Origin of the sequence: Stenotrophomonas thermophila, from assembly GCF_001499715.1 — a bacterium.
In the GTDB taxonomy this organism is placed as follows: Bacteria; Pseudomonadota; Gammaproteobacteria; order Xanthomonadales; family Xanthomonadaceae; genus Stenotrophomonas; species Stenotrophomonas hibiscicola.
The window spans coordinates 99703-123770 of the sequence record NZ_CVIW01000001.1 but is presented as its reverse complement, the minus strand read 5'-3'; the positions used below and the strand labels follow the sequence as shown (position 1 = coordinate 123770).

The 24068-nt window shown below is 67.0% G+C and carries 27 protein-coding genes; 15 read left to right on the top strand and 12 right to left on the bottom strand.

Features of this window, described 5'->3' with window-relative positions; all coding sequences use genetic code 11:
- Positions 1–6: 6 nt before the first annotated feature.
- Positions 7–489 carry a DUF2247 family protein gene (locus BN1263_RS00580; protein WP_053090762.1) on the top strand — a complete coding sequence of 161 codons (483 nt, stop codon included), beginning with the start codon at positions 7–9 and terminating at the stop codon, positions 487–489.
- A gap of 149 nt (positions 490–638) precedes the next feature.
- On the opposite strand, the gene purD is transcribed toward BN1263_RS00580, so the two are convergent.
- Together purD and purH are read right to left on the bottom strand one after the other, a co-directional pair.
- Positions 639–1922: a phosphoribosylamine--glycine ligase gene (gene purD, locus BN1263_RS00575; protein ID WP_058978833.1), complete on the bottom strand. Its 1284-nt coding sequence runs from the start codon at positions 1920–1922 to the stop codon at positions 639–641.
- A gap of 61 nt (positions 1923–1983) precedes the next feature.
- Positions 1984–3567, bottom strand: a complete 1584-nt coding sequence (purH, locus tag BN1263_RS00570; protein ID WP_058978831.1) for a bifunctional phosphoribosylaminoimidazolecarboxamide formyltransferase/IMP cyclohydrolase — start codon at positions 3565–3567, stop codon at positions 1984–1986.
- Positions 3568–3791: 224 nt separating this feature from the next.
- Here purH and BN1263_RS00565 point away from each other — a divergent pair, with 224 nt between their 5' ends.
- The 6 genes from BN1263_RS00565 to BN1263_RS00540 are packed head-to-tail and all read left to right on the top strand — an operon-like array spanning position 3792 to position 9592.
- On the top strand, positions 3792–4409 hold the full coding sequence (locus BN1263_RS00565) for a CDP-alcohol phosphatidyltransferase family protein (RefSeq protein WP_058978828.1): 618 nt from the start codon (positions 3792–3794) through the stop codon (positions 4407–4409).
- A gap of 34 nt (positions 4410–4443) precedes the next feature.
- On the top strand, positions 4444–6195 hold the full coding sequence (locus BN1263_RS00560; protein WP_058978826.1) for a bifunctional alpha/beta hydrolase/class I SAM-dependent methyltransferase: 1752 nt from the start codon (positions 4444–4446) through the stop codon (positions 6193–6195).
- Entirely contained in the window at positions 6195–7523 is a 1329-nt protein-coding gene (locus BN1263_RS00555; RefSeq protein WP_058978824.1) for a phosphatase PAP2/dual specificity phosphatase family protein, read from the top strand. Before BN1263_RS00560 ends, BN1263_RS00555 begins: the two co-directional genes overlap by 1 nt.
- Positions 7520–7957 carry a hypothetical protein gene (locus tag BN1263_RS00550; protein WP_058978822.1) on the top strand — a complete coding sequence of 146 codons (438 nt, stop codon included), beginning with the start codon at positions 7520–7522 and terminating at the stop codon, positions 7955–7957. The genes BN1263_RS00555 and BN1263_RS00550 overlap by 4 nt, the downstream gene beginning before the upstream one ends.
- Before the next feature lie 13 nt (positions 7958–7970).
- Positions 7971–8600, top strand: coding sequence for a lysophospholipid acyltransferase family protein (locus tag BN1263_RS00545; protein ID WP_021203255.1), 630 nt, complete (start codon positions 7971–7973; stop codon positions 8598–8600).
- Positions 8597–9592 (top strand): phosphatidate cytidylyltransferase, encoded by a 996-nt coding sequence (locus tag BN1263_RS00540; RefSeq protein WP_010481069.1) that lies wholly within the window; start codon positions 8597–8599, stop codon positions 9590–9592. Before BN1263_RS00545 ends, BN1263_RS00540 begins: the two co-directional genes overlap by 4 nt.
- 130 nt (positions 9593–9722) lie before the next feature.
- Here the strand turns inward: BN1263_RS00540 and fis are convergent, their stop codons facing one another.
- The 3 genes from fis to prmA form a co-directional block, all read right to left on the bottom strand.
- Positions 9723–9998, bottom strand: a complete 276-nt coding sequence (gene fis, locus BN1263_RS00535; RefSeq protein ID WP_005419706.1) for a DNA-binding transcriptional regulator Fis — start codon at positions 9996–9998, stop codon at positions 9723–9725.
- A gap of 114 nt (positions 9999–10112) precedes the next feature.
- Complete coding sequence (locus tag BN1263_RS00530) at positions 10113–10883, bottom strand: DUF3426 domain-containing protein (RefSeq protein WP_058978820.1); 771 nt, start codon at positions 10881–10883, stop codon at positions 10113–10115.
- A 42-nt stretch (positions 10884–10925) separates the two neighbouring features.
- Positions 10926–11846, bottom strand: a complete 921-nt coding sequence (gene prmA / locus BN1263_RS00525; RefSeq protein WP_058979295.1) for a 50S ribosomal protein L11 methyltransferase — start codon at positions 11844–11846, stop codon at positions 10926–10928.
- A 163-nt stretch (positions 11847–12009) separates the two neighbouring features.
- Here prmA and BN1263_RS00520 point away from each other — a divergent pair, with 163 nt between their 5' ends.
- Together BN1263_RS00520 and BN1263_RS00515 are read left to right on the top strand one after the other, a co-directional pair.
- Positions 12010–12975: a hypothetical protein gene (locus BN1263_RS00520; protein WP_058978818.1), complete on the top strand. Its 966-nt coding sequence runs from the start codon at positions 12010–12012 to the stop codon at positions 12973–12975.
- The gene (locus tag BN1263_RS00515; protein WP_010481078.1) at positions 12972–13346 is read left to right on the top strand and encodes a hypothetical protein; all 375 of its coding nucleotides are present in this window, start codon (positions 12972–12974) and stop codon (positions 13344–13346) included. The genes BN1263_RS00520 and BN1263_RS00515 overlap by 4 nt, the downstream gene beginning before the upstream one ends.
- A gap of 96 nt (positions 13347–13442) precedes the next feature.
- Here the strand turns inward: BN1263_RS00515 and accC are convergent, their stop codons facing one another.
- The 4 genes from accC to BN1263_RS00495 all read right to left on the bottom strand — a co-directional run bounded on the left by accC (position 13443) and on the right by BN1263_RS00495 (position 16892).
- Complete coding sequence (gene accC / locus BN1263_RS00510; protein WP_019660825.1) at positions 13443–14810, bottom strand: acetyl-CoA carboxylase biotin carboxylase subunit; 1368 nt, start codon at positions 14808–14810, stop codon at positions 13443–13445.
- A gap of 10 nt (positions 14811–14820) precedes the next feature.
- Positions 14821–15300, bottom strand: coding sequence for an acetyl-CoA carboxylase biotin carboxyl carrier protein (accB, locus tag BN1263_RS00505; protein WP_019660824.1), 480 nt, complete (start codon positions 15298–15300; stop codon positions 14821–14823).
- 59 nt (positions 15301–15359) lie between these two features.
- Complete coding sequence (gene aroQ / locus BN1263_RS00500; RefSeq protein WP_005411251.1) at positions 15360–15803, bottom strand: type II 3-dehydroquinate dehydratase; 444 nt, start codon at positions 15801–15803, stop codon at positions 15360–15362.
- 360 nt (positions 15804–16163) lie between these two features.
- Positions 16164–16892, bottom strand: coding sequence for a DOPA 4,5-dioxygenase family protein (locus tag BN1263_RS00495; RefSeq protein WP_033834056.1), 729 nt, complete (start codon positions 16890–16892; stop codon positions 16164–16166).
- 166 nt (positions 16893–17058) lie between these two features.
- Here BN1263_RS00495 and BN1263_RS00490 point away from each other — a divergent pair, with 166 nt between their 5' ends.
- Positions 17059–17886, top strand: a complete 828-nt coding sequence (locus BN1263_RS00490; protein ID WP_058978812.1) for an isocitrate lyase/PEP mutase family protein — start codon at positions 17059–17061, stop codon at positions 17884–17886.
- Between the two features lie 33 nt (positions 17887–17919).
- Here the strand turns inward: BN1263_RS00490 and BN1263_RS00485 are convergent, their stop codons facing one another.
- Positions 17920–18468: a hypothetical protein gene (locus BN1263_RS00485; RefSeq protein WP_058978810.1), complete on the bottom strand. Its 549-nt coding sequence runs from the start codon at positions 18466–18468 to the stop codon at positions 17920–17922.
- A 125-nt stretch (positions 18469–18593) separates the two neighbouring features.
- Here BN1263_RS00485 and BN1263_RS00480 point away from each other — a divergent pair, with 125 nt between their 5' ends.
- Both BN1263_RS00480 and BN1263_RS00475 read left to right on the top strand, forming a co-directional pair.
- Positions 18594–19190 (top strand): NAD(P)H-dependent oxidoreductase, encoded by a 597-nt coding sequence (locus BN1263_RS00480; protein WP_058978808.1) that lies wholly within the window; start codon positions 18594–18596, stop codon positions 19188–19190.
- A gap of 16 nt (positions 19191–19206) precedes the next feature.
- Entirely contained in the window at positions 19207–19800 is a 594-nt protein-coding gene (locus BN1263_RS00475; protein ID WP_049448495.1) for a TetR/AcrR family transcriptional regulator, read from the top strand.
- A 13-nt stretch (positions 19801–19813) separates the two neighbouring features.
- Here BN1263_RS00475 and BN1263_RS00470 read toward each other — a convergent pair whose 3' ends face one another.
- A complete protein-coding gene (locus BN1263_RS00470) occupies positions 19814–20608 on the bottom strand; it encodes a D-alanyl-D-alanine carboxypeptidase family protein (protein WP_058978807.1) in 795 nt (264 codons plus the stop codon).
- Positions 20609–20729: 121 nt separating this feature from the next.
- Between BN1263_RS00470 and BN1263_RS00465 the strand changes: the two genes are divergently transcribed.
- Positions 20730–22283: an alkaline phosphatase gene (locus tag BN1263_RS00465; RefSeq protein ID WP_058979293.1), complete on the top strand. Its 1554-nt coding sequence runs from the start codon at positions 20730–20732 to the stop codon at positions 22281–22283.
- A 42-nt stretch (positions 22284–22325) separates the two neighbouring features.
- Positions 22326–22892, top strand: a complete 567-nt coding sequence (locus BN1263_RS00460; protein WP_058978805.1) for a GIY-YIG nuclease family protein — start codon at positions 22326–22328, stop codon at positions 22890–22892.
- A gap of 7 nt (positions 22893–22899) precedes the next feature.
- On the opposite strand, the gene BN1263_RS20645 is transcribed toward BN1263_RS00460, so the two are convergent.
- Positions 22900–23043 carry a hypothetical protein gene (locus BN1263_RS20645; protein ID WP_172958424.1) on the bottom strand — a complete coding sequence of 48 codons (144 nt, stop codon included), beginning with the start codon at positions 23041–23043 and terminating at the stop codon, positions 22900–22902.
- Between the two features lie 98 nt (positions 23044–23141).
- On the opposite strand from BN1263_RS20645, the gene BN1263_RS00455 reads away from it, so the two are divergent.
- Positions 23142–24041: a LysR substrate-binding domain-containing protein gene (locus tag BN1263_RS00455; protein ID WP_058978803.1), complete on the top strand. Its 900-nt coding sequence runs from the start codon at positions 23142–23144 to the stop codon at positions 24039–24041.
- The last annotated feature ends 27 nt before the right edge of the window (positions 24042–24068 follow it).

Here is a 24068-nt window from a genome sequence, read left to right as displayed (position 1 = left end):
GTCTACATGAGAACGTATGACTGTATTCAGCCCTATGGACCCTGGAGTCAGACCGAGGTGGCGTGGGCACTGGGGCGCCATCTGATTGACTTTGAGGTTGTGAAGCACTGCGCGTCGGAGCAGAAGGAACTGGAAGAGAAGTTCAATCTGAACGCCTTGATTGAAAGACTTGAAGGGGCTTTTCCCGATGAGCGTAATAGCGTAGCTGCGCAGTTGGCGGCATTCGATAAGAACTCAAACGAGGATGAGATTCTCAGAAGATGGCTTGTTGCATTTCTCGCGGACGCTTACGCCAAGCGCGATGAGATTGCTGATCCGCTCGGAGAGGTTGAGAGGATCTACGCTGATTTTGATTACCCGGAGTCTCTGGAGAGCTTTGTCAGGTACATGCCAGCTTCTGATGGGTATGATCCGACTGCGCACTCACATGAGCAGAATGTTGCGCGTCTCTTCGAGAACTGGAAACGTTATCTTGACTCGGCGAAATAGCGGATTCACTCAGCGTAATTTCCTTCGCTTGATGTGCGTCGCCTCTTTCCGAAGCGCACCGTCCCGGCTTCCATGCCGAGGACGGTGAAAACTCCCAGAATCCGTGATCTGGTTCCATGCAGGAGGCTGCGTGGTGGATCTACCAGGCCTCACCCCTCGCGTGCGATCGCGCGCCAACCAATGTCGTTGCGGTGGAACTCGTTGGCCCAGGTCACCTTGGCCACGCCGGCATAGGCATTCGCCTGCGCGTCGCGCACGCTGTCGCCCAGTGCGGCCACGCACAGCACGCGACCGCCGGCACTGACCACGTGGCCCTGCGCGTCCAATGCAGTCCCCGCATGGAACACCTTGGCACTGGCCGGCACGTCGTCCAGGCCGGAAATCACGTCACCGGTGATCGGCGCTTCCGGGTACGGCCTGGCCGCCAGCACCACGCCCAGCGACGGGCGCGCATCCCACTGCGCTTCGACCTGGTCCAGGCGGCCATCGATGGCGGCTTCCACCAGCTCGACCAGGTCCGACTGCAGGCGCAGCATCACTGGCTGCGTTTCCGGGTCGCCAAAGCGCACGTTGAATTCGATCACCTTCGGCGCGCCGCTGGCATCGATCATCAGGCCGGCGTAGAGGAAGCCGGTGAACGGGATGCCGTCGGCGATCATGCCCTGCACGGTGGGGTTCACCACCTCGCGCATCACCCGTGCATGCACCTCCGGCGTCACCACCGGGGCCGGCGAATAGGCGCCCATGCCGCCGGTGTTGGGGCCGGTATCGCCGTCGCCGACGCGCTTGTGGTCCTGCGAGGTGGCCATCGGCAGCGCATGCACGCCGTCCACCATCGAAATGAAGCTGGCTTCCTCGCCGTCGAGGAACTCCTCGATGACCACGCGCGCACCGGCATCGCCGAACGCGTTGCCCGAGAGCATGTCACGTACCGCGTCCTCGGCTTCGGCCAGGGTCATCGCCACGATCACGCCCTTGCCGGCGGCCAGGCCATCGGCCTTGACCACGATCGGCGCGCCCTTCTCGCGGATGTAGGCCAGCGCGGCGTCCACGTCGGTGTGCACGGCGTAGAACGCGGTGGGGATGTTGTGGCGGGCCAGGAAGTCCTTGGCGTAGGCCTTGCTGCCTTCCAGCTGCGCGGCGGCGGCGGTCGGCCCGAAGATGCGCAGGCCGGCGGCGCGGAAGCGGTCGACCACGCCGGCCACCAGCGGCACTTCCGGGCCGACCACGGACAGTGCCACGCCTTCAGCCTGGGCAAGCGCCAGCAGATCGTCGATATCGGTGACTTTCACCGCCACGTTGTGGCACTTGTCTTCGCTGGCGGTGCCGGCGTTGCCGGGTGCCACGATCACTTCGGTGACACGGGAGGACTGGGCCAGCTTCCATGCCAGGGCGTGTTCGCGGCCGCCAGAGCCGATGACGAGGATCTTCATGGGACAGGGTTCTCGGGTACGGAAGAGAAAAGCCGGGCAGGGCCCGGCTTCGTGATGCGGATCAGTGGCGGAAGTGGCGCACGCCGGTGAACACCATCGCCAGGCCATGTTCGTCGGCGGCGGCGATCACTTCGGCATCGCGCATCGAGCCGCCCGGCTGGATCACCGCCTTGATGCCGGCGGCGGCAGCGGCATCGATGCCATCCCGGAACGGGAAGAACGCATCGGAGGCCATCACCGAACCCTCGACCACCAGGTTCGCATCGGCGGCCTTGATGCCGGCGATGCGGGCCGAGTAGACGCGGCTCATCTGGCCGGCACCGACGCCGATGGTGCGGTTGTCCTTGGCATAGACGATCGCGTTGGACTTGACGAACTTGGCCACCTTCCAGGCGAACAGCAGGTCGGTGAACTGCTTGTCGGTCGGCGCCAGCCTGCTGACCACCTTCAGCTCGTCGCGGGTCATGCCGCGGTTGTCCGAGGACTGCAGCAGCAGGCCCGAGCCGACGCGCTTGCTGTCGAAGTTGTTCAGGCCATCACCATGCGGGATGCGCAGCACGCGCACGTTGGCCTTCTTCTGCGCGTATTCCAGCGCGGCCGGCTCGTAGTCCGGGGCAATCAGCACTTCCACGAACTGGCGGTCCAGGATCACCTTGGCAGTGGCGGCGTCCAGCGGCTTGTTGAAGGCGATGATGCCGCCGAAGGCGCTGGTCGGGTCGGTGGCGTAGGCCAGCTCGTAGGCATCGCCGTTGCCGGCACCGACGGCCACGCCACACGGGTTGGCGTGCTTGACGATGACGCAGGCCGGTGCATCGAACTGGCGCACGCATTCCCACGCCGCATCGGCGTCGGCCAGGTTGTTGTAGCTCAGTTCCTTGCCCTGCAGCTGCTGGAACGTGGCCAGGGTGCCCGGCACCGGGTACAGGTCGCGGTAGAACGCGCCGCTCTGGTGCGGGTTTTCGCCGTAGCGCAGGTCCATCACCTTCACGAAGGTGGAATTCATCTGCGCCGGGTACTCGGCACGCGCCGGCACGGCGGCGTCGGTGGCGGTGACCGCCGACAGGTAGTTGCTGATCGCCGCGTCGTACTGGGCGACGCGGTTGAACGCAGCCACCGAGAAGGCGAAGCGGGTGCTGGCCGACAGCTGGCCGTCGTTGGCGTCCAGCGAGGCCAGCAGCTCGGCGTACTGCGAGGGGTCGGTGGCCACTGCCACGCGGGCGAAGTTCTTGGCCGCCGAACGCAGCATGGCCGGGCCGCCGATGTCGATGTTCTCGACCGCGTCGGCCAGGGTGCAGTCGGCCTTGGCGGTGACCGATTCGAACGGGTACAGGTTCAGCACCAGCAGGTCGATGGCACCGATGCCGTGCTCAGCCATCACCGCATCATCCAGGCCGGAACGGCCCAGCAGGCCGCCGTGCACCATCGGGTGCAGGGTCTTGACCCGGCCGTCCATCATTTCCGGGAAACCGGTGACGTCGGCCACGTCCTTCACGGCCAGGCCCGCATCGCGGATCGCCTTGGCGGTGCCGCCGGTGGACAGCAGCTCCACGCCGCGTGCCGCCAGCGCAGTGGCCAGCTCGACCAGACCGGTCTTGTCGGAAACGGAGAGGAGGGCCCGGCGGACGGGCAACAGATCAGCAGTCATGGGACAGAATCGGCAGCGGAGCGGGGCCGATATTGTAGGCGGTGGGGGCCGGTGGCGGGCGCTGGAAGGGGTAATTTGCCGTGGCGATCGACGCAAGGCCGGGTCGGGCACATCGATCCGGCCCGATCCGGGGGCTGGGCTGCGGACCGGAGCAGGGTTGTTGGAATCTGCCAACGATGGGGTAGGCTGTGCCCCGCACTGCCAAGGATCAGCGGGTACGGATCATGTCGATCTACGCATTGAAAGGACCTTTCCAGGACCTGTTGCGTCCAGCCGTACGCGGTCTGTTCCGCATGGGGATCACTGCCAATACGGTGACCGTGGCCGCTGCCGTGGTCTCGCTGCTGGTGGCCGCCGCCGTCTGGTGCTGCGCGCCGGCCCAGCCCCTGCTGTACCTGCTGCTGCCACTGTGGATGCTGCTGCGCATGGCGCTCAACGCGGTGGATGGCATGCTGGCCCGCGAATTTGGCCAGCAATCGCGGCTGGGCGCCTATCTGAACGAATTGTGCGATGTGATCGCCGATGCGGCGCTGTACCTGAGCCTGCTCAGCGTACCCGGCGTGCGCCCGGAGGCGCTGTGGCTGCTGGCCTGGACCGCGGCCCTGAGCGAGTACGCCGGGGTGCTGGGGCTGATGGTCGGTGCCAGCCGCCGCTATGACGGCCCGATGGGCAAGAGCGATCGCGCGTTCGTGATCGGTGCGCTGGGCCTGCTGCTGGCGTTTGAGTGGGTTGGCGCGATGACGGTCACTGGCGTGGCCGCGGTCATGGCGGTGCTGTGCGTGCTGACGATGGTCAACCGCGTCCGTCGGGGACTGCGGGAAGCAGCGGTTTCGCCGAATTAACCAAGCAGATACAAGAAGACAATCAGGAGATTGCATGCGTCAGGCGCAGGAACGGGAATTCCACAGCTTCGACCAGGTACCGCTGTTCTACCGGTACTGGGCGGGCACCACCGCAACCCCGGCCACCAAGGCCATCGTGCTGCTGCACCGCGGTCACGAGCACTCCGGCCGGGTCACCCACCTGGTCGATGAGCTGGACCTGCCCGACACCGCCTTCTTCGCCTGGGATGCGCGCGGCAATGGCCGTTCGCCGGGCGCACGTGGCGATGCACCGGGCTTCCCAGCGCTGGTGCGCGACCTCGATAGCTTCATTGCCCACATCGGTGCCGAGCACGGGATCGCGGTGGAAGACATCGTGGTGATCGCGCAGAGCGTGGGTGCCGTGGTCGCCGCCACCTGGGTGCACGACTACGCGCCACGCCTGCGCGCGCTGGTGATGGCCTCGCCGGCGTTCAAGGTGAAGCTGTACGTGCCGTTCGCACGCCCGGGCCTGGCCTTGATGCAGAAGCTGCGCGGCAACTTCTTCGTCAACAGCTACGTCAAGCCGCAGTGGCTGACCCACGATCCGGCGCGGGTGGAAAGCTACCGTACCGATCCGCTGATCACCCGGCCGATCTCGGTGCGCGTGCTGCTGGGCCTGTACGAAGCGGCTGACCGCATCGTCGCCGATGCGCAGGCCATCAGCGTGCCGGTGCAGCTGCTGGTGTCCGGTTCGGACTTCGTGGTGCATCGCGGCCCGCAGGACCGCTTCTACGAGCGCCTGTCCAGCCCGATCAAGGAGCGCGTGCACCTGCCGGGCTTCTTCCACGACACGCTGGGCGAGCGCGATCGTGCACCAGCACTGGCGCGCATCCGCAGCTTCATCCAGGCGCGTTTTGCCGAGCCGCTGCGCGAGCTGTCACGGCGCGACGCGCACCGTCATGGACCGACCTTCGAGGAATCGGAGATCCTGGCCTGGCCACCGGAGCGCAACAGCCTGGCCGGCCTGCGCTGGCGTGTGGTGCGCGGCGGCCTGCGCTTCGCTGGCACGCTGTCCGAAGGCATTGCGCTGGGCCTGCAGACCGGTTTCGATTCCGGCAGCACGCTTGACTACATCTATCGCAACGAAGCGCGCGGCAAGGGCCCGCTGGGCCGCATGGTCGACCGCAATTACCTGGACGCAATCGGCTGGCGCGGCATCCGCATCCGTGGCCAGCACCTGCAGGAACTGCTGCGCGATGCTGCCCAGCGCCTGCGCGGGCAGGGCACGCCGGTGCGCGTGCTGGACGTGGCCGCCGGCCATGGCCGCTATGTGCTGGAAGCGCTGGGCCAGGACGAACAGCGCGCCGACCGCATCGTGTTGCGTGATTTCAGCGACTTGAACGTGACCCAGGGCCAGGCGTTGATCGAGCGCCTCGGTGCGGCCGACATTGCGCGCTTCGAGCAGGGCGATGCGTTCGACCCGGCACAGCTGGCCACGGTGGACCCGGCGCCGACGCTGGCGGTGGTGTCCGGCCTGTACGAGCTGTTCCCCGACAACGATGCGGTGCTGCGATCGCTGCAGGGCATCGCTGCGGCAGTGCCAGTGGGCGGCTATCTGGCCTACACCGGCCAGCCCTGGCACCCGCAGCTGGAATTCATCGCGCGGGCCTTGACCAGCCACCGTGGCGGCGCGGCGTGGGTGATGCGTCGCCGTACCCAGCAGGAGATGGATGAGCTGGTACGCCTGGCCGGGTTCGAGAAGGTGGCGCAGCGTATCGACGACTTCGGCATCTTCACCGTGTCGCTGGCACGCCGGACCGCGTGATGGCGACACTCGCTGCAACCCCGCTGGCCGCGGAAGGGCGCCCCTGGCGGCGCGCCCTGCTGTGGCTGGCCCTGCTGGGCCCGTTCTTCTTCGCCAGCTATGGCTTCGCCAACTGGATGGCCGGTCGCCACTCTGCGTTGCCGGTGATGGCGTTCGCGTGGGAGACACGCATCCCGTTCGTGCCGTGGACGATTGTGCCGTACTGGTCGATCGACCTGTTCTATGCGGTCTCGTTCTTCCTGTGCCGTCAGCGCCTCGAACTGGACCGGCACGCGCTGCGGCTGCTCAGTGCACAGCTGATCGCGGTGACCTGTTTCCTGCTGTGGCCACTGCGCTTCAGCTTCGAGCGGCCGGAGATCGGCGGCGTGTTCGGTTGGCTGTTCGATGTGCTGCTGGGTTTCGACAAGCCGTTCAACCAGGCGCCGTCGCTGCACATCGTGCTGCTGATCGTGCTGTGGGTGAAGTTCGCGCAGTATCTGCACGGCGTGTGGCGCTGGGTGTTGCATGTGTGGGCGCTGCTGATCGGCGTCTCGGTGCTGACCACGTTCCAGCATCATTTCATCGATATCCCGACCGGCCTGCTGGCCGGCTGGCTGTGCGTCTGGCTGTGGCCCGAGCAGGGCACGCCGCCACTGCGGGCCTGGCGCACGGCGCGTGATCCAAAGCGCTGGCGTCTGGCCTCGTTCTATCTGCTGGGCGCGGGGGTGCTGCTGGTGCCGGTGGTGGTGCTGGGGGGCACGGCGCTTTGGCTGCTGTGGCCGGTGGTGTCGCTGCTGCTGGTGGCGCTGGCCTATGCCGGGCTGGGTACGGCGGTGTTCCAGAAACGCGCCGATGGTCGCCTGACCGTGGCCGCGCGCTGGCTGCTGGCGCCGTACCTGGGTGCAGCCTGGATCAATTCGCGGCTATGGACGCGGCGTGTGCCGCGGCCGGTGCCGGTGATGGACGGCGTGTGGCTGGGGCGCATTCCCGACGGCGCGTTGCCGCCGCCACTGTCGGGCGTGGTGGATGCCTGTGCCGAGCTGTCCTGCCGCGCGCCAGGCGCGGCGTACGCCAGTGTGCCGATGCTGGACCTGGTAGTGCCCACGCCGGAGCAGCTGCGCGAGGCAGTCGAGGCCATCGAGCGGCTCCATGCGCACGGGCCGTTGCTGGTGTGCTGTGCGCTGGGCTATTCGCGCAGTGCGGCCAGCGTGGCCACCTGGCTGCTGCGCAGCGGTCGTGCGGCCGATGCTGACGCTGCGGTCGCGATCGTGCGTGTGGCACGCCCCGGCATCGTGCTGGGCGCGGCGCATCTGCATGCCATCACCGCTGCAGCAGGAGCGCGCGCATGAGCACTGTTCCCGATCTGGCGACCATGCAGCTGCTGCTGCGGCAGGGGCGTTGGCCGGCATGCCTATCGCTGGGCCTGTTGCTGGTGGCGTTGCTGCTGCTCGGCATCGAGACGGGGCTGGCGATGATCGCTGCCGGGCTGTTGCTGCTCAGTGTTGCCGCGGGCATCGCACAGGCCTACCACGCGTGGCGTGTGGGGCTGGATGCCAACCTGCTGCAGCTGCTGCGTGATGAGGGCCTGCACGACGAAGCCGCCGCGCGCCGCACCGATCAGCTGCTGCACGACAGTGGCCTGCGCCGTGCCTCGCCCGCTGCACAACTGCGCGGCTGGGATGCGCGTTGGGCCGGCATGCGCCGCCTGCTGCTGCGCCAGTACCTGCTGACCGCAGTGCAGTTCGTACTGCTGGTGGTGGCCGTGTTGTGGCCGCAGACGTGAACGGGAGGGACCGATGCTTGCCGAACTGATTGCCCGCGCCTGCAGTGGCGCGATCCATGTGGTGACCGGCGCCCGCGCGCTGTGGATCGGCTGTGCGCCGTCCAGCGAGCGTCGCGTGTACTACGGCAACCATGCCAGCCATGGTGACTTCGTGCTGATCTGGTCGTCGATGCCACCGGCATTGCGACGGCAGGTGCGCCCGGTGGCCGCGGCCGAATATTGGCAGCGCGACGGCCTGCGTCGCTACCTGATCGACGCGGTGTTCAACGGTGTGCTGGTCGAGCGCGAGGCCGGGCATCGTCAGCAGGATCCGCTGCAGGTACTGCGCGAGGCCGTGGACGAAGACTGCTCGCTGATCCTGTTTCCGGAAGGCACGCGCAACGTGGGCGATGAGCCGCTGCTGCCGTTCAAGAGCGGCATCTACCACCTGGCACGGCAACGACCGGAACTGGAGTTCGTGCCGGTGTGGATCGACAACCTGAAGCGGGTGATGCCCAAGGGCCGGTTCCTGCCGCTGCCGCTGCTGTGCACGGCCACCTTCGGTACGCCGCTGCGGCTGCAGGCTGACGAGGACAAGGCCGCCTTCCTGGCCCGCAGCCGACAGGCGCTGCTGGACCTGGCGCCGAATGGAGGTCGTGCATGAGTTTCGTGCTGGATGTATCTGGCGATCTGGCAACGCAGAGTGTCGGCCAGCAGACCGGCCTGCTGTTTGCCGGTGTGGGGGCGGTGCTGGTGCTGGCCACGCTGGTGGCCGAGACCCTGCGCTGGCGCCAGCGCGGCCAGCCCAGTGCAGTCATCGCCAACCTGGTGTCACGCATCCGCGCCTGGTGGGTGATGGCGATCGTGGTCGGGCTGGCGCTGTTCTTCGGACGTGCCGGGGTGATCGTGCTGTTCGCGATCATCTCGCTGTTCGCGTTGCGCGAGTTCATCACGCTGGCGCCGACCCGCTCGGGCGACTACTACGCGCTGCTGGCCGCGTTCTACATCGTCCTGCCGTGGCAGTACTACCTGGTGTGGATCGACTGGTACGGCATGTACACGCTGCTGATTCCGGTCTATGCGTTTCTGTTCCTGCCGATCCTGTCGACCATCGGCGGTGATACCACGCACTACCTGGAGCGGACCGCGAAGGTGCAGTGGGGCCTGATGATCTGCGTGTTCTGCATCTCGCATGTGCCGCTGCTGCTGAACCTGCACGTGCCCGGCCATGATCCGTCGCGCAACGTCTTGCTGTTCGCCTTCCTGGTGATCGTGGTGCAGTCCTCGGACGTGCTGCAGTACATCTGGGGCAAGTTGTTGGGCAAGCACCTGATCGCGCCCAAGTTGTCGCCATCGAAGACGGTGGAGGGCTTCGTCGGTGGCGTGCTGAGTGCCAGCGCGCTGGGCGCAGCGCTGTGGTGGATCACCCCGTTCACGCCGCTGCAGGCGTTCGGCCTGTCGCTGCTGATCAACCTGATGGGGTTCTGGGGCGGCCTGGTGATGTCGGCGATCAAGCGTGATCGTGGTATCAAGGACTGGGGCCACATGATCGAGGGCCATGGTGGCATGCTCGACCGGCTGGATTCGGTGTGCTTTGCCGCGCCGGTGTTCTTCCACGTGGTGCGGTATTACTGGAAGGCGGGCGGCGGCGGTTGATTCTGCCGGCTTCCATCCACGCATGGCGTGGATCTACCGGTAGTGCCGGCCGCTGGCCGGCAACTGCAACATCGTGCCATCGTGCATCATTGGGTTGCCCGCCAGCGGCTGGCGCCACCCACGCGCGCGCTTACGCGCTGATGCCGTATTCCTTCAGCTTCTTGCGCAGGGTGGCACGGTGGATGCCCAGCATCGCCGCGGCGCGGCTCTGGTTGCCTTCGCAGTGGTTGAGCACTTCCACGAACAGCGGGATCTCCATCTCGCGCAGCACGATCTCGTAGACATCGTCCGCATCGCAGCCATCAAGGTCACGCAGGTAGCGGCGCACGGACTGGGCGACGTGTTCACGCAGCGGTGGCCGGGGAGCGCCACGACTGTTGTCAGGACGAGAAAGGACAGCGTTCAAGGGGGTTCCCGATTCGGTTGGCCCGTGCGCGCGGAGCGCGCGGCCGGACGAGGTGGTGGCGGCCAGTCTAGCGCGAGCGTGCCCGGCCTGCCACGGCTGGTCGCCTGCCCCCGGTCAGAGAAAGTCGAAGGTGAATGCGACGGTGGACGCAGCGGGCTCCTGTACCCGGAACGCGACGCGCGCGCTCTGGCCCGGTTCCAGCAGGGCTGCGCCGGGGCTCTCACCCAGGTATTGCGCGGGCGTGAACACGCCGCTGCCGATCACCCGGCCATCGGCATCGGACAATGACAGCCGCAGGTCCGGCCACGCCTGTGCCCAGCGCGCATCATTGCGGATGCTGGCCTGCACCTGCAGCACGCCGGCCTGGCCTGGCAAGGGGCGGATCTCGCGGCTGGTCATGGTGAACGCAGCGGGCTCGTGCCAGGCGGGCAGGCTGCATCGCAGCACGCCACACAGTGCATCCAGCCATACGCGGTTGCCGGCGTCGGCAGCCAGCCGCGCACGGTCGGCCAGCACACTCTGCAGGACCAGCAACAATGCCAGCCCCGCGACCAGCAGCCAGTGCCAGCGGGGGGCTGGCAGCGTGCGCTGGCGTGCGCTGCCGAGGAAGCTGGGGGCATCGCTGGCGACCGCCGTTGCCTGCACCGCGGCCGGCGCCGGTTCGATGGCTGCAGCTTCAGCAACGATGACAGCGTCATCGTCGTGTCGCATTTGTGTGGCCGGTGGTTGCGCCAGATTGCTGGGCTCGGCCTGCACCTGCTCCACAGGCGTTGTCTGCCCGGTTTGATCCTGCATGCGCGGATCGGACGCAGGCGCAACCTCACCTTCCGGGGTCTTGCGCAGGAAGGTGGCCAGGGGGCGGCGGGGTGGGTTCGGCTCGGACATGCTCAGGGCGCGGGCTCGGATCCAGCGGTCATTCAACCACGATCAGGCGCGGCGCACGCCAGTGATGCGCATCCAGTCGCCGTCCTGGGTGGCCTGCAGATCATCGAACCAGGCCGCGTAGCGCTGCAGCAGTTCGCCTTCCTGGCCATGCAGGATGCCGGACAGGGCGATGCGGCCGCCGGCGGCGACGCGTGCGGCCAGCAGTTCGGCCAGCGCATCCAGCGCCGAGGCGAGGATGTTGGCGACCACGATCGGATAGGTCGCGGCCGGTTCGTCCTGCGGCAGGTACACGTGCATGCGGGCCTGTTCGCCGTTGCGCTCGGCATTGTCGGCGGTGGCGACCAGCGCCTGCGGATCGTTGTCCACGCCGATGGCTTCAGCGGCGCCCAGCTTCAGCGCGGCCAGTGCAAGGATGCCCGAGCCGCAACCGAAGTCGAGCACGCGCTGGCCCTGCAGCAGGCCATCCACGGCCAACTGGTCCAGCCAGCGCAGGCACAGTGCGGTGGTCGGGTGGGTACCCGAACCGAACGCCAGGCCCGGGTCCAGCCGTACCACGGCGGCGTCGGCGGCCTGTGCGGCGTCGGGCAGTTCGTGATTCCACGGCACGATCCAGGTACGGCTGCCGAAATCCATCGGCTGGAACTGGTCCAGCCAGGCGCGTTCCCAGTCTTCATCCTCGACCGCGCGGAAGCTGCCGCTGCTCCAGTCCAGTTCTGGATCGAAGGCTTCCAGTGCGGCCAGCAGCAACAGCGCGTTGCTGTCGGCGGGGAACAGCGCGCTCAGCACCAGGGTGTCCCACAGCGGGGTCTCGCCCACGCCTGGTTCGAGAATGGCCTGTTCGTTGCTGGTATCGGCCTCGGCATCGAGCAGGGTCACGGCCAGTGCACCCACGTCCTCCAGCGCATTTTCATAGCGGGGCTGGGTGGCTTCGGTGCAGCGCAGGGTCAGTTCCAGGAACGGCATGGTGGTGGGGGCAATCGCGGGAAAGGGGGCCATGCTAGACCATCGGAGCGTCTCCGTATTGCCTGAGATGCTGTGCCCGGATGAACGAAGCCCGTTCAGACAGGCCCGTCGGGCCTTGCTAAACTTCGTGCTTTCCTGTGTGCCGTATCGCCCGCCGCCGCCGATGGCCTTCGCTCCTACCCTGAAAACCTGGTTGCTCGTGCTGCCGGCCGTGGCCGTGCTGGGCGTGGCCGGTTATCGGGCCAGCGGCCATGCTCCGGCTTCTTCGGTAGCCTCGGCGGATCTGGCGGTTGGGGGGGCGGCCACTGACAGTGCGGCACCGCTGCCGGTGATGCCGGAGGCGCTCGCGCGCCGGCTGGCACCCTTCGAGCGTGGCGGTGCATTGCCGTCCGGGCTGCCCCTGGATATCCGCGCTGATCTCGAAGAGGCCACCGACCTCTACGCCTATGCGCAGCGTTTGCGTGCGCAGGCGGACGAAGGCAATCACGAGGCGCGCTGGATGCTCAGCCGTGTCTACGACTATTGCGCGCAGTATGCGTTCGATCCGGGTGGCTACCGCCTGGACAACAACGTGCTGGCCGGATTGGGCCTGACTGCCGCACCGGCGATGGTGCAGGCGCGCGAACGCGTCGCGCAGCGTTGCGGCGGGTTCGTGCCGGGCGACAAGCTGGGCACGGCCCTGGTGCTGTCCGAACGGCGCAAGGCGGCTGCACAGGGCAACCTGGCTGCCGAGGCTGCGCTGTTCGCCGAGGGCGAACCGCTGCAGGACAGCCCCGAGTACCGCCGTGACCTGGTTGAACGGGTGCGCACCTCGCGCGACCCGGAGGCCTTCATGGCCATCGCTCCGGGGATGGGCGTGCGTGCCTCGGGTGACCGCGCGCTCAGCGGGCTGGTGGCGGGCGAGCAGCTGAGTGAACTCGCATGGCGGCTCGCGGCCTGCGAACTCGGTCTACCGTGTGGGGCAGACAGTGTGCTGGTCAACAGTTTTTGTGCGAACGGAGGGATCTGTTCGCAGGATGGTACGCAGGATTTCCGGGATTTCGTGTATGACGCTGCGGTATCGCGGCAGGGCGCTGGGAAGATGAAGGAATGGATCAAGCGATTGGTTGGAAAGAGGAACGAGCAATGAACTACCGCCGATTCCTGCACGGGGCCAAGTTCTGGTTCTGGGTGGCCCTGTTCGTGGCCTACTCGGCCGGCGCCGTTGGCCTGTTGATGATCGATACCTATGAAGATCGCTACCGGCATCTGTCGAAGGTGGAACTGACTACTGTGAAGGCGCAGGAAGACGTGCGCCGTGCCGGTGCCAGCCAGGTGGCCGCGGTCTATCGGGCGCAGAGCGGCATGCCGTTTGCGTCGCTGCCGGCGGGCAGCACCTTCCAGGTGGTGTGGCCGGATGGTTCGACCGAGACCATGGTGATCGTCGACCCGACCTCGCCCAACGGCGTGCGTCCGCTGGCGAACTCGCAGATCCCGGCCGAAGCTGCCGACAAGCGCTGATGCGCCTGCTGTAGCACCGGGCATGGGCTCGGCGCTGCAGCAACGGAAAAGGGCGGGGATATCCCCGCCCTTTTCATGTCCAGCACGCGGCGCCGATCAGGTCAGTGCGATCGGCTTGTTCTTGCGTTCGGCCAGGCGCTTTTCCAGGTAGTGGATGTTCTGGCCACCGGCCTGGAAGCCCTTGTCGCGCATGATCCGCTGCTGCAGCGCGACGTTGGTCTTGATGCCATCGACCACCATTTCGCTCAGTGCCACGCGCATGCGGGCAATGGCGGTTTCGCGGTCCGGGCCGTGCACGATCAGCTTGCCGATCATCGAGTCGTAGTTCGACGGCACGCGGTAGCCACTGTAGATGTGGGTGTCCACGCGCACGCCGGGACCGCCCGGCGGATGGAAGCCGGTGATGGTGCCCGGGCTCGGCACGAAGGTTTCTGCATCCTCGGCGTTGATACGGCATTCGATGGCATGGCCGGTCAGCACCACGTCACTCTGCTTGATCGACAGCTTCTGGCCGGCGGCGATCTTCAGCTGCTCGGCCACCAGGTCGATGCCGGTGACCATTTCGGTGACCGGATGCTCCACCTGGATGCGGGTGTTCATCTCGATGAAGTAGAAGCGGCCGTCCTCGTACAGGAACTCGAAGGTGCCGGCGCCGCGGTAGCCGATGCGGATGCAGGCTTCCACGCACACCTTGCCGATCTGCTCGCGCTGCTCGGCGGTGATGCCCGGTGCCGGCGCTTCTTCCACCACCTTCTGGTGGCGGCGCTGCATCGAGCAGTCACGCTCGCCCAGGTGGATGGCGTTGCCCTGGCCGTCGGCCAGCACCTGGATTTCCACGTGGCGCGGATTCTCCAGGAACTTCTCCATGTAAACCTCGCCATTGCCGAACGCGGCCTTGGCTTCGCTCTTGGTGGTTTCGATCGAGGTCTTCAGCGAGGCTTCGGCGTGCACCACGCGCATGCCGCGACCACCGCCACCGCCGGCCGCCTTGATGATGACCGGGTAACCGATCTCGCGGGCGATCTTGGTGTTGGCGACGATGTCCTCACCCAGCGGGCCGCCCGAGCCGGGAACGCACGGCACGCCGGCGGCCTTCATCGCGCGGATGGCCTCGACCTTGTCACCCATCATGCGGATGGTGTCGGCCTTGGGGCCGATGAAGATGAAGCCGGACTCCTCCACGCGTTCGGCGAAGTCGGCGTTCTCCGACAGGAAGCCGTAGCCCGGGTGAATGGCCTGGGCGTCGGTGACTTCCGCCGCGGCGATCAGGGCCGGGATGTTGAGGTAGCTCTGCGGCGACGGCGCCGGACCGATGCAGACCGACTCGTCGGCCATGGCCACGTGCTTGAGGTTGCGGTCGACCGTGGAGTGCACGGCCACCGTGCGAATGCCGAGGGTGTGGCACGCGCGCAGGATGCGCAGCGCGATCTCCCCTCGGTTGGCGATGACGACTTTGTCGAGCATGGCGTGCCCCTCAGCCGATCACGAACAGCGGCTGGTCGAATTCGACCGGCTGGCCGTTCTCGCCGAGGATGGCGACGATGGTGCCGGACGTGTCGGCTTCGATCGGGTTGAACATCTTCATCGCTTCGATGATGGCCAGGGTCTCGCCTTCCTTGACCTGCTGGCCAACGGTGACGAAGGCCGGCTTGTCCGGGGCGGACGAGGCGTAGAAGGTGCCGACCATCGGCGAGCGCAGCACGTGGCCTTCCGGCAGTGCCGGGCCCGGCTTGGCGGTGCCGCCGGTGGAGGCTTCGGTCGGCGACTGCATCGGCATCGCTTGCGCCGCCGGAGCGGCCGGAGCGGCATACACCGGGGCGGCGACCGGGGCGGCATAGCCGGCCACCGGGGCACGCGACAGGCGCACCGACTCTTCGCCTTCCTTGATTTCGATTTCAGCCAGGTTCGACTCTTCCAGCAGGTCGATCAGCTTCTTGATTTTGCGCAGATCCATGAGGGCCTCTTTGGTTTCTATCTAGGTGAGGAGAGCGCCGTGGGCGCCCGGGTCGACAATCAGGTGGCGGATACCCGCAGCAGCGCCGCGTCCATCGCGTAGCGGTAGCTGTCGGCACCGAAGCCGCACACCACGCCCACCGCCTTGTCACTGAAGTAGCTGTGCTGGCGGAACGGTTCGCGGGTATGCGGGTTGGACAGGTGGATCTCGATGAACGGCACCGCCACCGCCGCCAGCGCATCGCGCAGGGCAACCGAGGTGTGGGTGAAGGCGGCGGGGTTGATCAGGATGAAAGCGGTTCCGTCGTCGCGTGCGGCCTGCACGCGGTCCACCAGCACGTGCTCGGCATTGGACTGCAGGCTCTCCACCGCGTGTCCGGCGGCCGATGCCTGGCTGGCCAGGGCCTGGTCGATGTCGGCCAGCGTGGTGTGGCCGTAGACCTCCGGCTCGCGTGTGCCGAGCAGGTTGAGGTTGGGGCCGTGCAGGACCAGCAGCTTCGCCATGGGATCCGGAAGACGGGAAAGGGCGGCAGTCTGGCGGAACCGGCGGATGCTGTCCAGTTCGGCGAAGTTTGCAGCGTTTCAATCGACCGTTTGAAATCTGCGGAAGCGCTTGCGGCCCTATGCGGGGCGGCGGATCAAGGCGCGCTGAATGCCTTGCGGGCGGGGGATGGATGCACGTAGGCCGACGATGGCGGCAAGGGCCACGCCGGGGGATCCGCGCCAAGCGCGGGCGACGGGGCCGCCGGTCAGTAGATCCACGCCATGCGTGGATGAAGGAAGTTCCATATGCAGCAAGCTACGTACGCACCGAAGGGCAGGCCCAGGTTGCGCAGCAAGCTACGCACCCACCGGAAAGGCGGGTCAGGTCTCCAGCGGCACCGTCGGCACCACGTTCGGGAACACCTCTTCCAGCGGTTCCCGTTCTCCAGGCTTCGGTGCCGGCCAGTTGTAGGCATTCACCGGCTGCGCGCGGTTTACCCACAACGCGTAATACAGGTGGTCGGCGCGGCCATCACCGGTATTGGGGTGGATCAGGATGGTCAGGCCCAGGCTGTTGAGCTGCAGCCAGGGCACCAGCACCGGCAGCAGGTCGTTGGTGAAGCCGAAGTAGAACGACGGGGTGACGTGCGGCCCGCGTGGTTCCAGGTTCCAGTTGCCCAGCTCCACCGGGAAGCGCTCGGCCGCCCAGCGCCGCAGCAGCGCAGCCTTCTCGAAGCTGTCCTCGTCGAAGTAGATGTGCGCGTGATAGCTCTTGATGTCGGTGTAGGCGCGTGGGGTCACGGGCAGGGTGGCCTCGCCGGGACGCACGCTGGCCGGGCGCGGGGTCGGTTCGCTGGCCGTGGCCTGGCCCCAGGGGCTGCGCCCTTCCGGTGCTGGCGGCACGATGGCACGGAAGCCGGGGCGGCCAGGCTCGGTGGTGTTCACCGCGTCGTTGCCGCGCGGTGCTGCGGCGGCGGTCGAGGCACTGGCCAGGCCGCCAGCGGCCAGACCCGCCGAAGCGATCAGGCGGCGCCGTGCCGGCGAAAGCAGGTCGGCCCAGTGGGCGTCATCATCGCCGGCGTCGGTGAGGGTCTGCGGGTCCGGGTGCATGAAGGGCTCCGTGGCGGCATCGTGTGGGCAGGCAAGCACGCTCGGGCACCCGCATCCACAGCGTCCAATAAGCAGGGGGCATCACCTCATGCAGGTGCGCCCCGTTGTCGTTGAGCGTGGCCGCTGGGCGGGCTAGGGTGCAGGTCTGCCGCCCCGGAGCCCTTCCATGATCTCGCCCGATGCCGACACACAGCAAAAGCGCGCGTTTTTCCGCCAGCTGCACGCGCAGGGTTGCTTCGTGCTGCCCAATCCGTGGGACGTGGGCAGCGCCCGCTACCTGCAGCGGCAGGGCTTCCAGGCACTGGCCACGACCAGTGCCGGCTGCGCCTGGAGTGAAGGGCGGCCGGATGGGGCGGTTTCGCTGCAGGCCACACTGGAACATCTGCGGCTGATGGCGGCAGCGACCCCATTGCCGTTGAATGCCGACTTCGGTGATGGCTTCGGCGCCACGCCGCAGGCGGTGCAGGAGGCGGTGGCCGCGGCGATCGACACCGGCATTGCGGCATTGTCGATCGAGGATGCCAGCGGCGTGGCAGATGCACCGCTGCGTCCGATCGACCAGGCGGTCGAGCGCCTGCGCGCTGCCCGTGCAGCCATCGACCGCGCGGGTGGCGACGTGCTGCTGGTCGGCCGCGCCGAGAACTTCTTCGTTGGCGTGCCGGATCTGCAGGACACCCTGCAGCGCCTGCGTGCCTACGCAGAGGCCGGTGCCGACGTGCTGTATGCACCTGGCATCAGCACGCGCGAGCAGATCAGCGCGGTGGTCGCCGCTGCCGGGTCGAAGCCGGTGAACCTGCTGGTCGGTGGACCGACATCGCTGCGCCTGCAGGACATTGCCGCGCTCGGCATTCGCCGGGTGAGTCTGGGCGGCGCACTCGCCCGTGCCGCGTGGGGCGGGCTGATGCAGGCGACCCAGCCGATCGTGCAGGACGGACGCTTCGATGGGCTGCAGCAGGCGGCCTCCGGGGCTGCCTTGAACGCGCTGTTCCGCTAGATCCACGCCGTGCAAGGCGGGAGGGGCCGGCGACTACAGCGCCTCGATCTCCCGCTTGGGTAAGGTCACGTCGGGTTCCAGCGCTGGCAGCAGTTGGCGAAGCAGGTTTGGATTGCCCTGCAGCCCGGTGCCATCCAGATACGTCCAGCCGGAACCACCAACGCGGCGCACGGCCACCATGAACGTGGTGCTGCGCATTGGGGTTTCACGCACCCGTATCAGGGATTGGCGTGGCACGAAGCAGACTTCTTCCTCTCCGGCAGCATAGGTCCGGGTCGGCACACCTACATCTTCGCTGATGATCACTACACCGTCGTTGTGCTGCTTCTTCAACGCATCACGGGTGATCGCCTGGAAGGCGTCATCGCCGCCGGCCAGTCGCTTGAGGCTGGGATGGGTGCGTTCGATGAGGAAGTCCGCATCGCCGCGGGCGTATGCAGCCATCATGGCGCGCACATCTTCGCGCAGAGCCTTCGCATCACTGGGACTGAGTTCACCTGCGAAGGCGGATGGCAGCAACAGCAACAGCGACAGCAGCATCAGCATCAGCATCAGCATCGTCAAGGGCAGGCGTCGATCCATGTTCGGGTGTCTCACGGGGCACCGCCGCACTATACGGTGGATGCGAAAACAGCGTCCCATCGATGGCGCTGGTATCCTGGAAATCACTACTTACTATTGGTAGGTATTGATTCCTGGAGACCCCCATGCACAGCCTCATTGTCATCGCCCACCCTGAACCCGGTTCGCTGACCCATGCGATGGCGCATCGCATCGGCGATGCCATCACTGCGGCCGACGCCGGCAACACTGTGGCCTACGCCGATCTGATGGCCGAAGGCTTCGATCCACGCTTCAACGCTCAGGACCAGGCTTTGTTCCGCAGCACTGGCGCCGTACCGGCCGACATCGCCGCCGAGCACGCACGGCTGGAGGCGACCGATACGCTGGTGCTGGTGTTCCCGTTGTACTGGTGGTCGTTCCCGGCACTGCTGAAGGGCTGGATCGACCGGGTCTTCACCAACGAATGGGCCTACGCACAGGATGCGCAGGGCAAGCTGGTGAAGAAGCTGCAGCGCCTGAACGTGCATCTGGTGGGGCTGGGCGGCGCCGATGCAGCGATGGTTGAACGTCGTGGCTACGATGCGGCGATGAAGACGCAGATCGACATGGGCATCTTCGACTACTGCGGCGCGCGCGTGCTGACGTCCGACCTGCTGCTGGATGCCGATACCGGTGCGGCCGGAACGCATCTGCAGACCGCGCTGGCGATCGGTCGTAAAATAGGCACCCCGATGCGCTGATCGCCGTGTTCCGCCGATGCCTGCCAACGCCGCTCCCACGCGCCGCCGATTGACCCGCGAGCAACGCGCCCGGCAGTTGCTGGACGTGGCCTGGGCGCTGGTTGGCGAAGAAGGCACCGACGCGTTGACGCTGGGTCGGCTGGCCGAGGCGGCGGGCGTGACCAAGCCGGTGGCCTACGATCACTTCGTGACCCGCAACGGCCTGCTGGCCGCGCTCTACGATGACTATGACGGGCGCCAGACGGTGGTATTCCACGAGCGTATCGGCCGCGCCCGCGCGCAGCTGGCCGACCGTGCGGCGGCCATCGCCTCCGGCTACATCGACTGCATCCTCAGCCAGGGCAGTGAAGTGCAGGGCATCCTCGCCGCGCTGGTGGGAGCGCCGGAACTGCACGAGGTGCGGCGGCGTTACCAGCAGGACTTCATCGACAACTGCGACGTATGGCTGGGTCCGTTTGCCGCCGGTGGCACGGTGCCACTTGCTGGGCGCTGGGCGATTCTCGGTGCGGCTGAAGCCCTGTCTGAAGCCGTGGCGGCAGGCGCGCTGGACAAGACCAACGCCGAGGCCGAGCTGCAGCGGCTGATCGTGGCGACGGTCAAGCGGCGCTGAGCGGCTTCGGGCGTCAGGCCCCGGCAGTGCTGCTGGCCAGCGTGGCGAATCCTGCCGCCAGCTGATCGCGCACTAGGGCATCGCGCGCGTCGCGGCTTTCAGAAACCAGCACCACGGTGATCAGGCGTACCGGCTGATCCCGCCCGGGCACTGCCCGGCATGCGGTGGCGGCCAGGCAGAAGCCTGCTGCCTGGGTGTAGCCGGTCTTCAATCCATCCACGCCGTCATCGCCAAGCAGCGCATTCTGGTTGTTGCGGCTGAAGCTGCCATGCACGAACGCGCGCTGCGCGGTGATTGCCAGTATCTGCGGATGGTCATTCAGCAGGCAGGCGGCCAGCACTGCCATGTCGCGCGCGCTGGATGCATGGCGCGGCGTGGTGATGCCGGAGACGCTGGCGAACCAGCTGCTGCGCAGGTCGAGCTGGCGTGCGTGCCGGTTCATGCGCTCCAGGAACGCAGGCTGCGATCCGTCCAGGTGGCGCGCGATGGCCAGCGCCGCGTCATTGCCGGAGACGATCATCAACCCTTCCAGCAGGCGCGCGAGCGTGACCGTTTCGCCGGGCACCAGGCCCATGCGCGTTTCATCGTCGGCGACCGCATGCACGTCGTCGGCGGCGATGGTGACTTCGTCGCCCCACGAGCGCCCGCGCTCCTCGACACATTCGTAAGCCGCGTAGGCGGTCATCAGCTTGGTCAGCGAGGCCGGCTGCCTGGCGATATCCGCGTTGTGCTGGTGAATCACCGCGAAAGTTGCCGCATCGAGGGTGATGGACGACAGCGGTGCACGCGCAGGAGCAGGAGACGGCATGGAAGCAACGATGGCAGTGGGAACCCAGGAGGATAGTGTGCGGCGACTGCACGAAGCTGAAATATTGAAACGATATAACGTATCGTCATTGTGGGCCGCCGATGGCCCGACGGGACATCCGATGACTGCACGCATTCCACGCCGCTGGCTTCATTCTTCGTTGCTGCTCGCGCTGGCCGCACTTGGCGGTTGCCAGCCCAACGTGCGCGCCGAGGCTGTTTCCAGCACCGAAGCCGGTCCGCTCAACGTGATCGTGATGATCAACGACGGTGCCGGCTGGGGTACCTGGGACGCCGCCGCCTACTGGCAGTACGGCAGCCGTGAAGGCGCACCCTATGCGGATTTCCCACTGCGCCTGGCGGTGACCACCTTTCCGTTGAACGCGAGCAGCCAGCCGACCGGTGACAACGCGCAGACGCTTGGCTACGACCCGGGCAAGGCCTGGGATGACGCGCCGGTTCCTGCGCAGGACCTGCCCTTTGCGGGCTACCAGTACCTGGCCGCGGTGGCTACCGACAGTGCGGCGGCGGGCACTGCGCTGTCCTCGGGGATCAAGACCTACAACAACGCCATCAACTTCAACAACGATGGCCAGCCGGTCGAGTTCAATACGCTGCGCGCCAAGCGCCTGGGCATGGCCACCGGCGTGGTCACCTCGGTGCCGTTCGCGCATGCCACGCCGGCCGCGTTCGCGGCGCAGAACGAATCGCGCAGCAACTATCACGCCATCGCACATCAGATGCTGGCGCAGGGCCACATGGACCTGGTGATGGGCACGGGCGGCCCGGGCTACAGCGTCGACGGCCGCGCCTGCCATGAAGGTACGGACGCGGCGAAGGCGGAGGGCTGTGCGAATCCATGGGAGTGGGTGTCGCAGCAGGATTGGCAGCAGCTGGAAGCGGGCAGCACCATCGGCGGCAATCCGGCGGGACCGTGGCGCCTGATCCGCAGCAAGGAAGCGTTCGCCGCACTGGCGCAGGGACGGTTGCCGGCCGACCGGCCGCTGATCGGTGTACCGCGCGTGGCCAACACACTGCAGCAGGCGCGCCAGCTGCAGGTGCTGGGCAAGGATGCAGGCACGCCTTCGGGAGTGAGGAAGATCGACAGCGTGCCCGATCTGGCGACCATGACGCGTGGCGCACTGCAGTTCCTGCAGCAGCGCTCGTCCAAGGGGCTGTTCCTGATGGTGGAAGGCGGCGCCACCGACTGGGCCGCACATACCAGTGCGTGCGGCACCGAATGGCATTACGGCCAGTGCAGCGATCAGCCGCAGCATGGCCGGCTGATCGAAGAGACCGTGGAGTTCAATGACGCGGTGGAGGCGGTGGTCGACTGGATCGAGCGCAACGGTGGCTGGGAGCGCAACCTGTTGATCGTCACCACCGACCACGACAACAGCATGCCGATGGGCCCGGATGCACAGGACGTCGCTTTCGCGCCGGTACGCAACAACGGTCGCGGCCGCATGCCCGGAATCAGCTTCCGCCCCACCGGCAACCACTCCAACGCGCTGGTGCCGCTGTGGGCCAGGGGCGCCGGCGCGGAGCTGCTGGGCAAGCGCGTGCGGGGCGTCGATGCCGGCTACCGTCAGCACGTGCGCTGGAACGACGGCAGCTACATCGACAATACCGACGTGGCTGCCGCAGTGCAGGAAGCGCTGCAGCGTCCACGGTAACGCCCGGTTGCACGCGGGCTGTTGTCGAGGCAGCCTGCGTACATGCAGTCGGATATCCGCATCGACGGTCGTGTCTTCGCCTACGTCTTCCCCTGTGCGTGGGAAGACTACGCGAAGATTGGTTTCTCACGTGATCCGCTTGGGCGCATCAGCGCATTGCACCGGCGTTGGTTCGAGTTCTTCGATCTCGACGCCGGTGCGCTGGTGGAAGCGGAAAGCGAGCGCGATGCGCGGGATCTGGAGCTGCAGCTGCGTTCGCCGTTCAAGGCGCACCGCGCGCCGGCGCCGATGACGGTCCAGGACAAGGCCGGAGGCCGCACCGAATGGGTACGTGGTGCCAACCACGCTTTGTCGCTTGCGGTTGCCGGCCTGGGCGAACAGGGCTATCGCTGCTATCCACTGAAGGGGTGGCTGCGAGCCGCGCTTCGCCTGCGCATGGACCGGTTGCACGACTGGGCGGCGGTGCTGCTTCCCGAAGAGGAAGGCCTGCGGATCCCCGGTGGCCCCGGCGAGGGCGCGCTGCGTGACACCCTCGACGGTTGTCGGGCATTGGACATCGATCCGATCCCGTGGCTGCCTGAACACGTCCAACGCTGGTATGCAGGTTGAGGAGCCTTCAACGGGTTCGCGGCGGCTGAACCGGCGCGGCCGGTTGCCGCGCGCACTGCGGGGCAGGTGTGGACGGGCTGGCCAGCTGGCGTGCCAGCTCGGCGCTGGCCACGTGGCCCTGCAGGAACAACAAGCCGCCGAAGATGTTCATGAGCGTGCCTCCACTTGAGTGGATCGCACGATACGGGCAGCATGGACGGGCAAAAAGCGACATTTCCGCAAGCATGACTTGAGAGAATTTCAAGCCTTATGTCCCGCCCTCCGCTCCATGCCCTCCAGGGCTTCGTGGCTGCCGCCCGGCTGGGCAACCTGTCACGCGCAGCGGCGTCGATGAACCTGACCGTCAGCGCGCTCAGCCATCAGATGCGCCAGCTGGAAGAGCGGCTGGGGCAGCCACTGCTGGTCCGCCAGCCACGCGGCGTCACCCTCACCCTGGAAGGGCAGTGCCTGCTCGACCAGGTGGGTCCGCATCTGGATGCGATCAACGAAGCCTTCCAGCCCTATGCCGCGCGTGCCGAGCACGTGCTGACGATCAGTGCGGTGCCATCGATGGCATCGGCCTGGCTGGTGCCGCACCTGGGTCACTTCGTGGCTGAGCATCCGCAGATCGAGATCAACCTGCAGTCGAGTGAGCGCCTGATTGATTTCGATCGGCAGCGCCAGTTCGACGCCGCGCTGCGGCTGGGCAGCGGGCAATGGCCGGGCCTGGTGGTGGAACCGCTGTTCGACGAGTGGCTGGTGCCGATGGCGAGCCCCGCGCTGATCGAGCGCATGGGGGGCATCGACCGTGTACCGCTGACCCAGTGGCCGCTGCTCGGTGATCCCGACGGCGCGTGGGGCGCCTGGTTCGCGTTGAGCGGGCAGAGCCCGCCATCGCGCTTCGTGGCGGTGCTGGATGATTCGGAGGCGCACCATCGCGCCGCACTGGATGGCGTAGGCGTGGCCCTTGGCCGGGTGACCCGGGCACGCCTGCTGCTGGAATCCGGCCAGCTGGTCGCGCTGTCCAGCCAGCGCCTGAAGACGGCGTGGCCGCATTGGCTGGTGTACCCGCAGCGCTCGGCCAGCCATCGCGGCTTCCTCGCGTTCCGCGACTGGCTGCATGCGCAGGCCGCCGAGCATGTGCAGCACATGGCGGACGCGCATCTGTAACGCCGCGCGGTGCTCGATCTCGACTCT

Bases quoted from the DNA above. Each gene is read 5' to 3' on its own strand.
- BN1263_RS20645 (WP_172958424.1), bottom strand. From the start codon at position 23,043: ATGAACATCTTCGGCGGCTTGTTGTTCCTGCAGGGCCACGTGGCCAGC.
- BN1263_RS00480 (WP_058978808.1), top strand. From the start codon at position 18,594: ATGCACAGCCTCATTGTCATCGCCCACCCTGAACCCGGTTCGCTGACC.
- BN1263_RS00540 (WP_010481069.1), top strand. From the start codon at position 8,597: ATGAGTTTCGTGCTGGATGTATCTGGCGATCTGGCAACGCAGAGTGTC.
- BN1263_RS00475 (WP_049448495.1), top strand. From the start codon at position 19,207: ATGCCTGCCAACGCCGCTCCCACGCGCCGCCGATTGACCCGCGAGCAA.
- prmA (WP_058979295.1), bottom strand. From the start codon at position 11,846: ATGCCGTTCCTGGAACTGACCCTGCGCTGCACCGAAGCCACCCAGCCC.
- BN1263_RS00560 (WP_058978826.1), top strand. From the start codon at position 4,444: ATGCGTCAGGCGCAGGAACGGGAATTCCACAGCTTCGACCAGGTACCG.
- BN1263_RS00490 (WP_058978812.1), top strand. From the start codon at position 17,059: ATGATCTCGCCCGATGCCGACACACAGCAAAAGCGCGCGTTTTTCCGC.
- BN1263_RS00520 (WP_058978818.1), top strand. From the start codon at position 12,010: ATGGCCTTCGCTCCTACCCTGAAAACCTGGTTGCTCGTGCTGCCGGCC.
- accC (WP_019660825.1), bottom strand. From the start codon at position 14,810: ATGCTCGACAAAGTCGTCATCGCCAACCGAGGGGAGATCGCGCTGCGC.
- BN1263_RS00530 (WP_058978820.1), bottom strand. From the start codon at position 10,883: ATGTCCGAGCCGAACCCACCCCGCCGCCCCCTGGCCACCTTCCTGCGC.
- BN1263_RS00545 (WP_021203255.1), top strand. From the start codon at position 7,971: ATGCTTGCCGAACTGATTGCCCGCGCCTGCAGTGGCGCGATCCATGTG.
- BN1263_RS00455 (WP_058978803.1), top strand. From the start codon at position 23,142: ATGTCCCGCCCTCCGCTCCATGCCCTCCAGGGCTTCGTGGCTGCCGCC.
- accB (WP_019660824.1), bottom strand. From the start codon at position 15,300: ATGGATCTGCGCAAAATCAAGAAGCTGATCGACCTGCTGGAAGAGTCG.
- BN1263_RS00550 (WP_058978822.1), top strand. From the start codon at position 7,520: ATGAGCACTGTTCCCGATCTGGCGACCATGCAGCTGCTGCTGCGGCAG.
- purD (WP_058978833.1), bottom strand. From the start codon at position 1,922: ATGAAGATCCTCGTCATCGGCTCTGGCGGCCGCGAACACGCCCTGGCA.
- BN1263_RS00465 (WP_058979293.1), top strand. From the start codon at position 20,730: ATGACTGCACGCATTCCACGCCGCTGGCTTCATTCTTCGTTGCTGCTC.
- BN1263_RS00580 (WP_053090762.1), top strand. From the start codon at position 7: ATGAGAACGTATGACTGTATTCAGCCCTATGGACCCTGGAGTCAGACC.
- purH (WP_058978831.1), bottom strand. From the start codon at position 3,567: ATGACTGCTGATCTGTTGCCCGTCCGCCGGGCCCTCCTCTCCGTTTCC.
- BN1263_RS00460 (WP_058978805.1), top strand. From the start codon at position 22,326: ATGCAGTCGGATATCCGCATCGACGGTCGTGTCTTCGCCTACGTCTTC.
- BN1263_RS00565 (WP_058978828.1), top strand. From the start codon at position 3,792: ATGTCGATCTACGCATTGAAAGGACCTTTCCAGGACCTGTTGCGTCCA.
- aroQ (WP_005411251.1), bottom strand. From the start codon at position 15,803: ATGGCGAAGCTGCTGGTCCTGCACGGCCCCAACCTCAACCTGCTCGGC.
- BN1263_RS00515 (WP_010481078.1), top strand. From the start codon at position 12,972: ATGAACTACCGCCGATTCCTGCACGGGGCCAAGTTCTGGTTCTGGGTG.
- BN1263_RS00470 (WP_058978807.1), bottom strand. From the start codon at position 20,608: ATGCCGTCTCCTGCTCCTGCGCGTGCACCGCTGTCGTCCATCACCCTC.
- BN1263_RS00555 (WP_058978824.1), top strand. From the start codon at position 6,195: ATGGCGACACTCGCTGCAACCCCGCTGGCCGCGGAAGGGCGCCCCTGG.
- BN1263_RS00485 (WP_058978810.1), bottom strand. From the start codon at position 18,468: ATGGATCGACGCCTGCCCTTGACGATGCTGATGCTGATGCTGATGCTG.
- BN1263_RS00495 (WP_033834056.1), bottom strand. From the start codon at position 16,892: ATGCACCCGGACCCGCAGACCCTCACCGACGCCGGCGATGATGACGCC.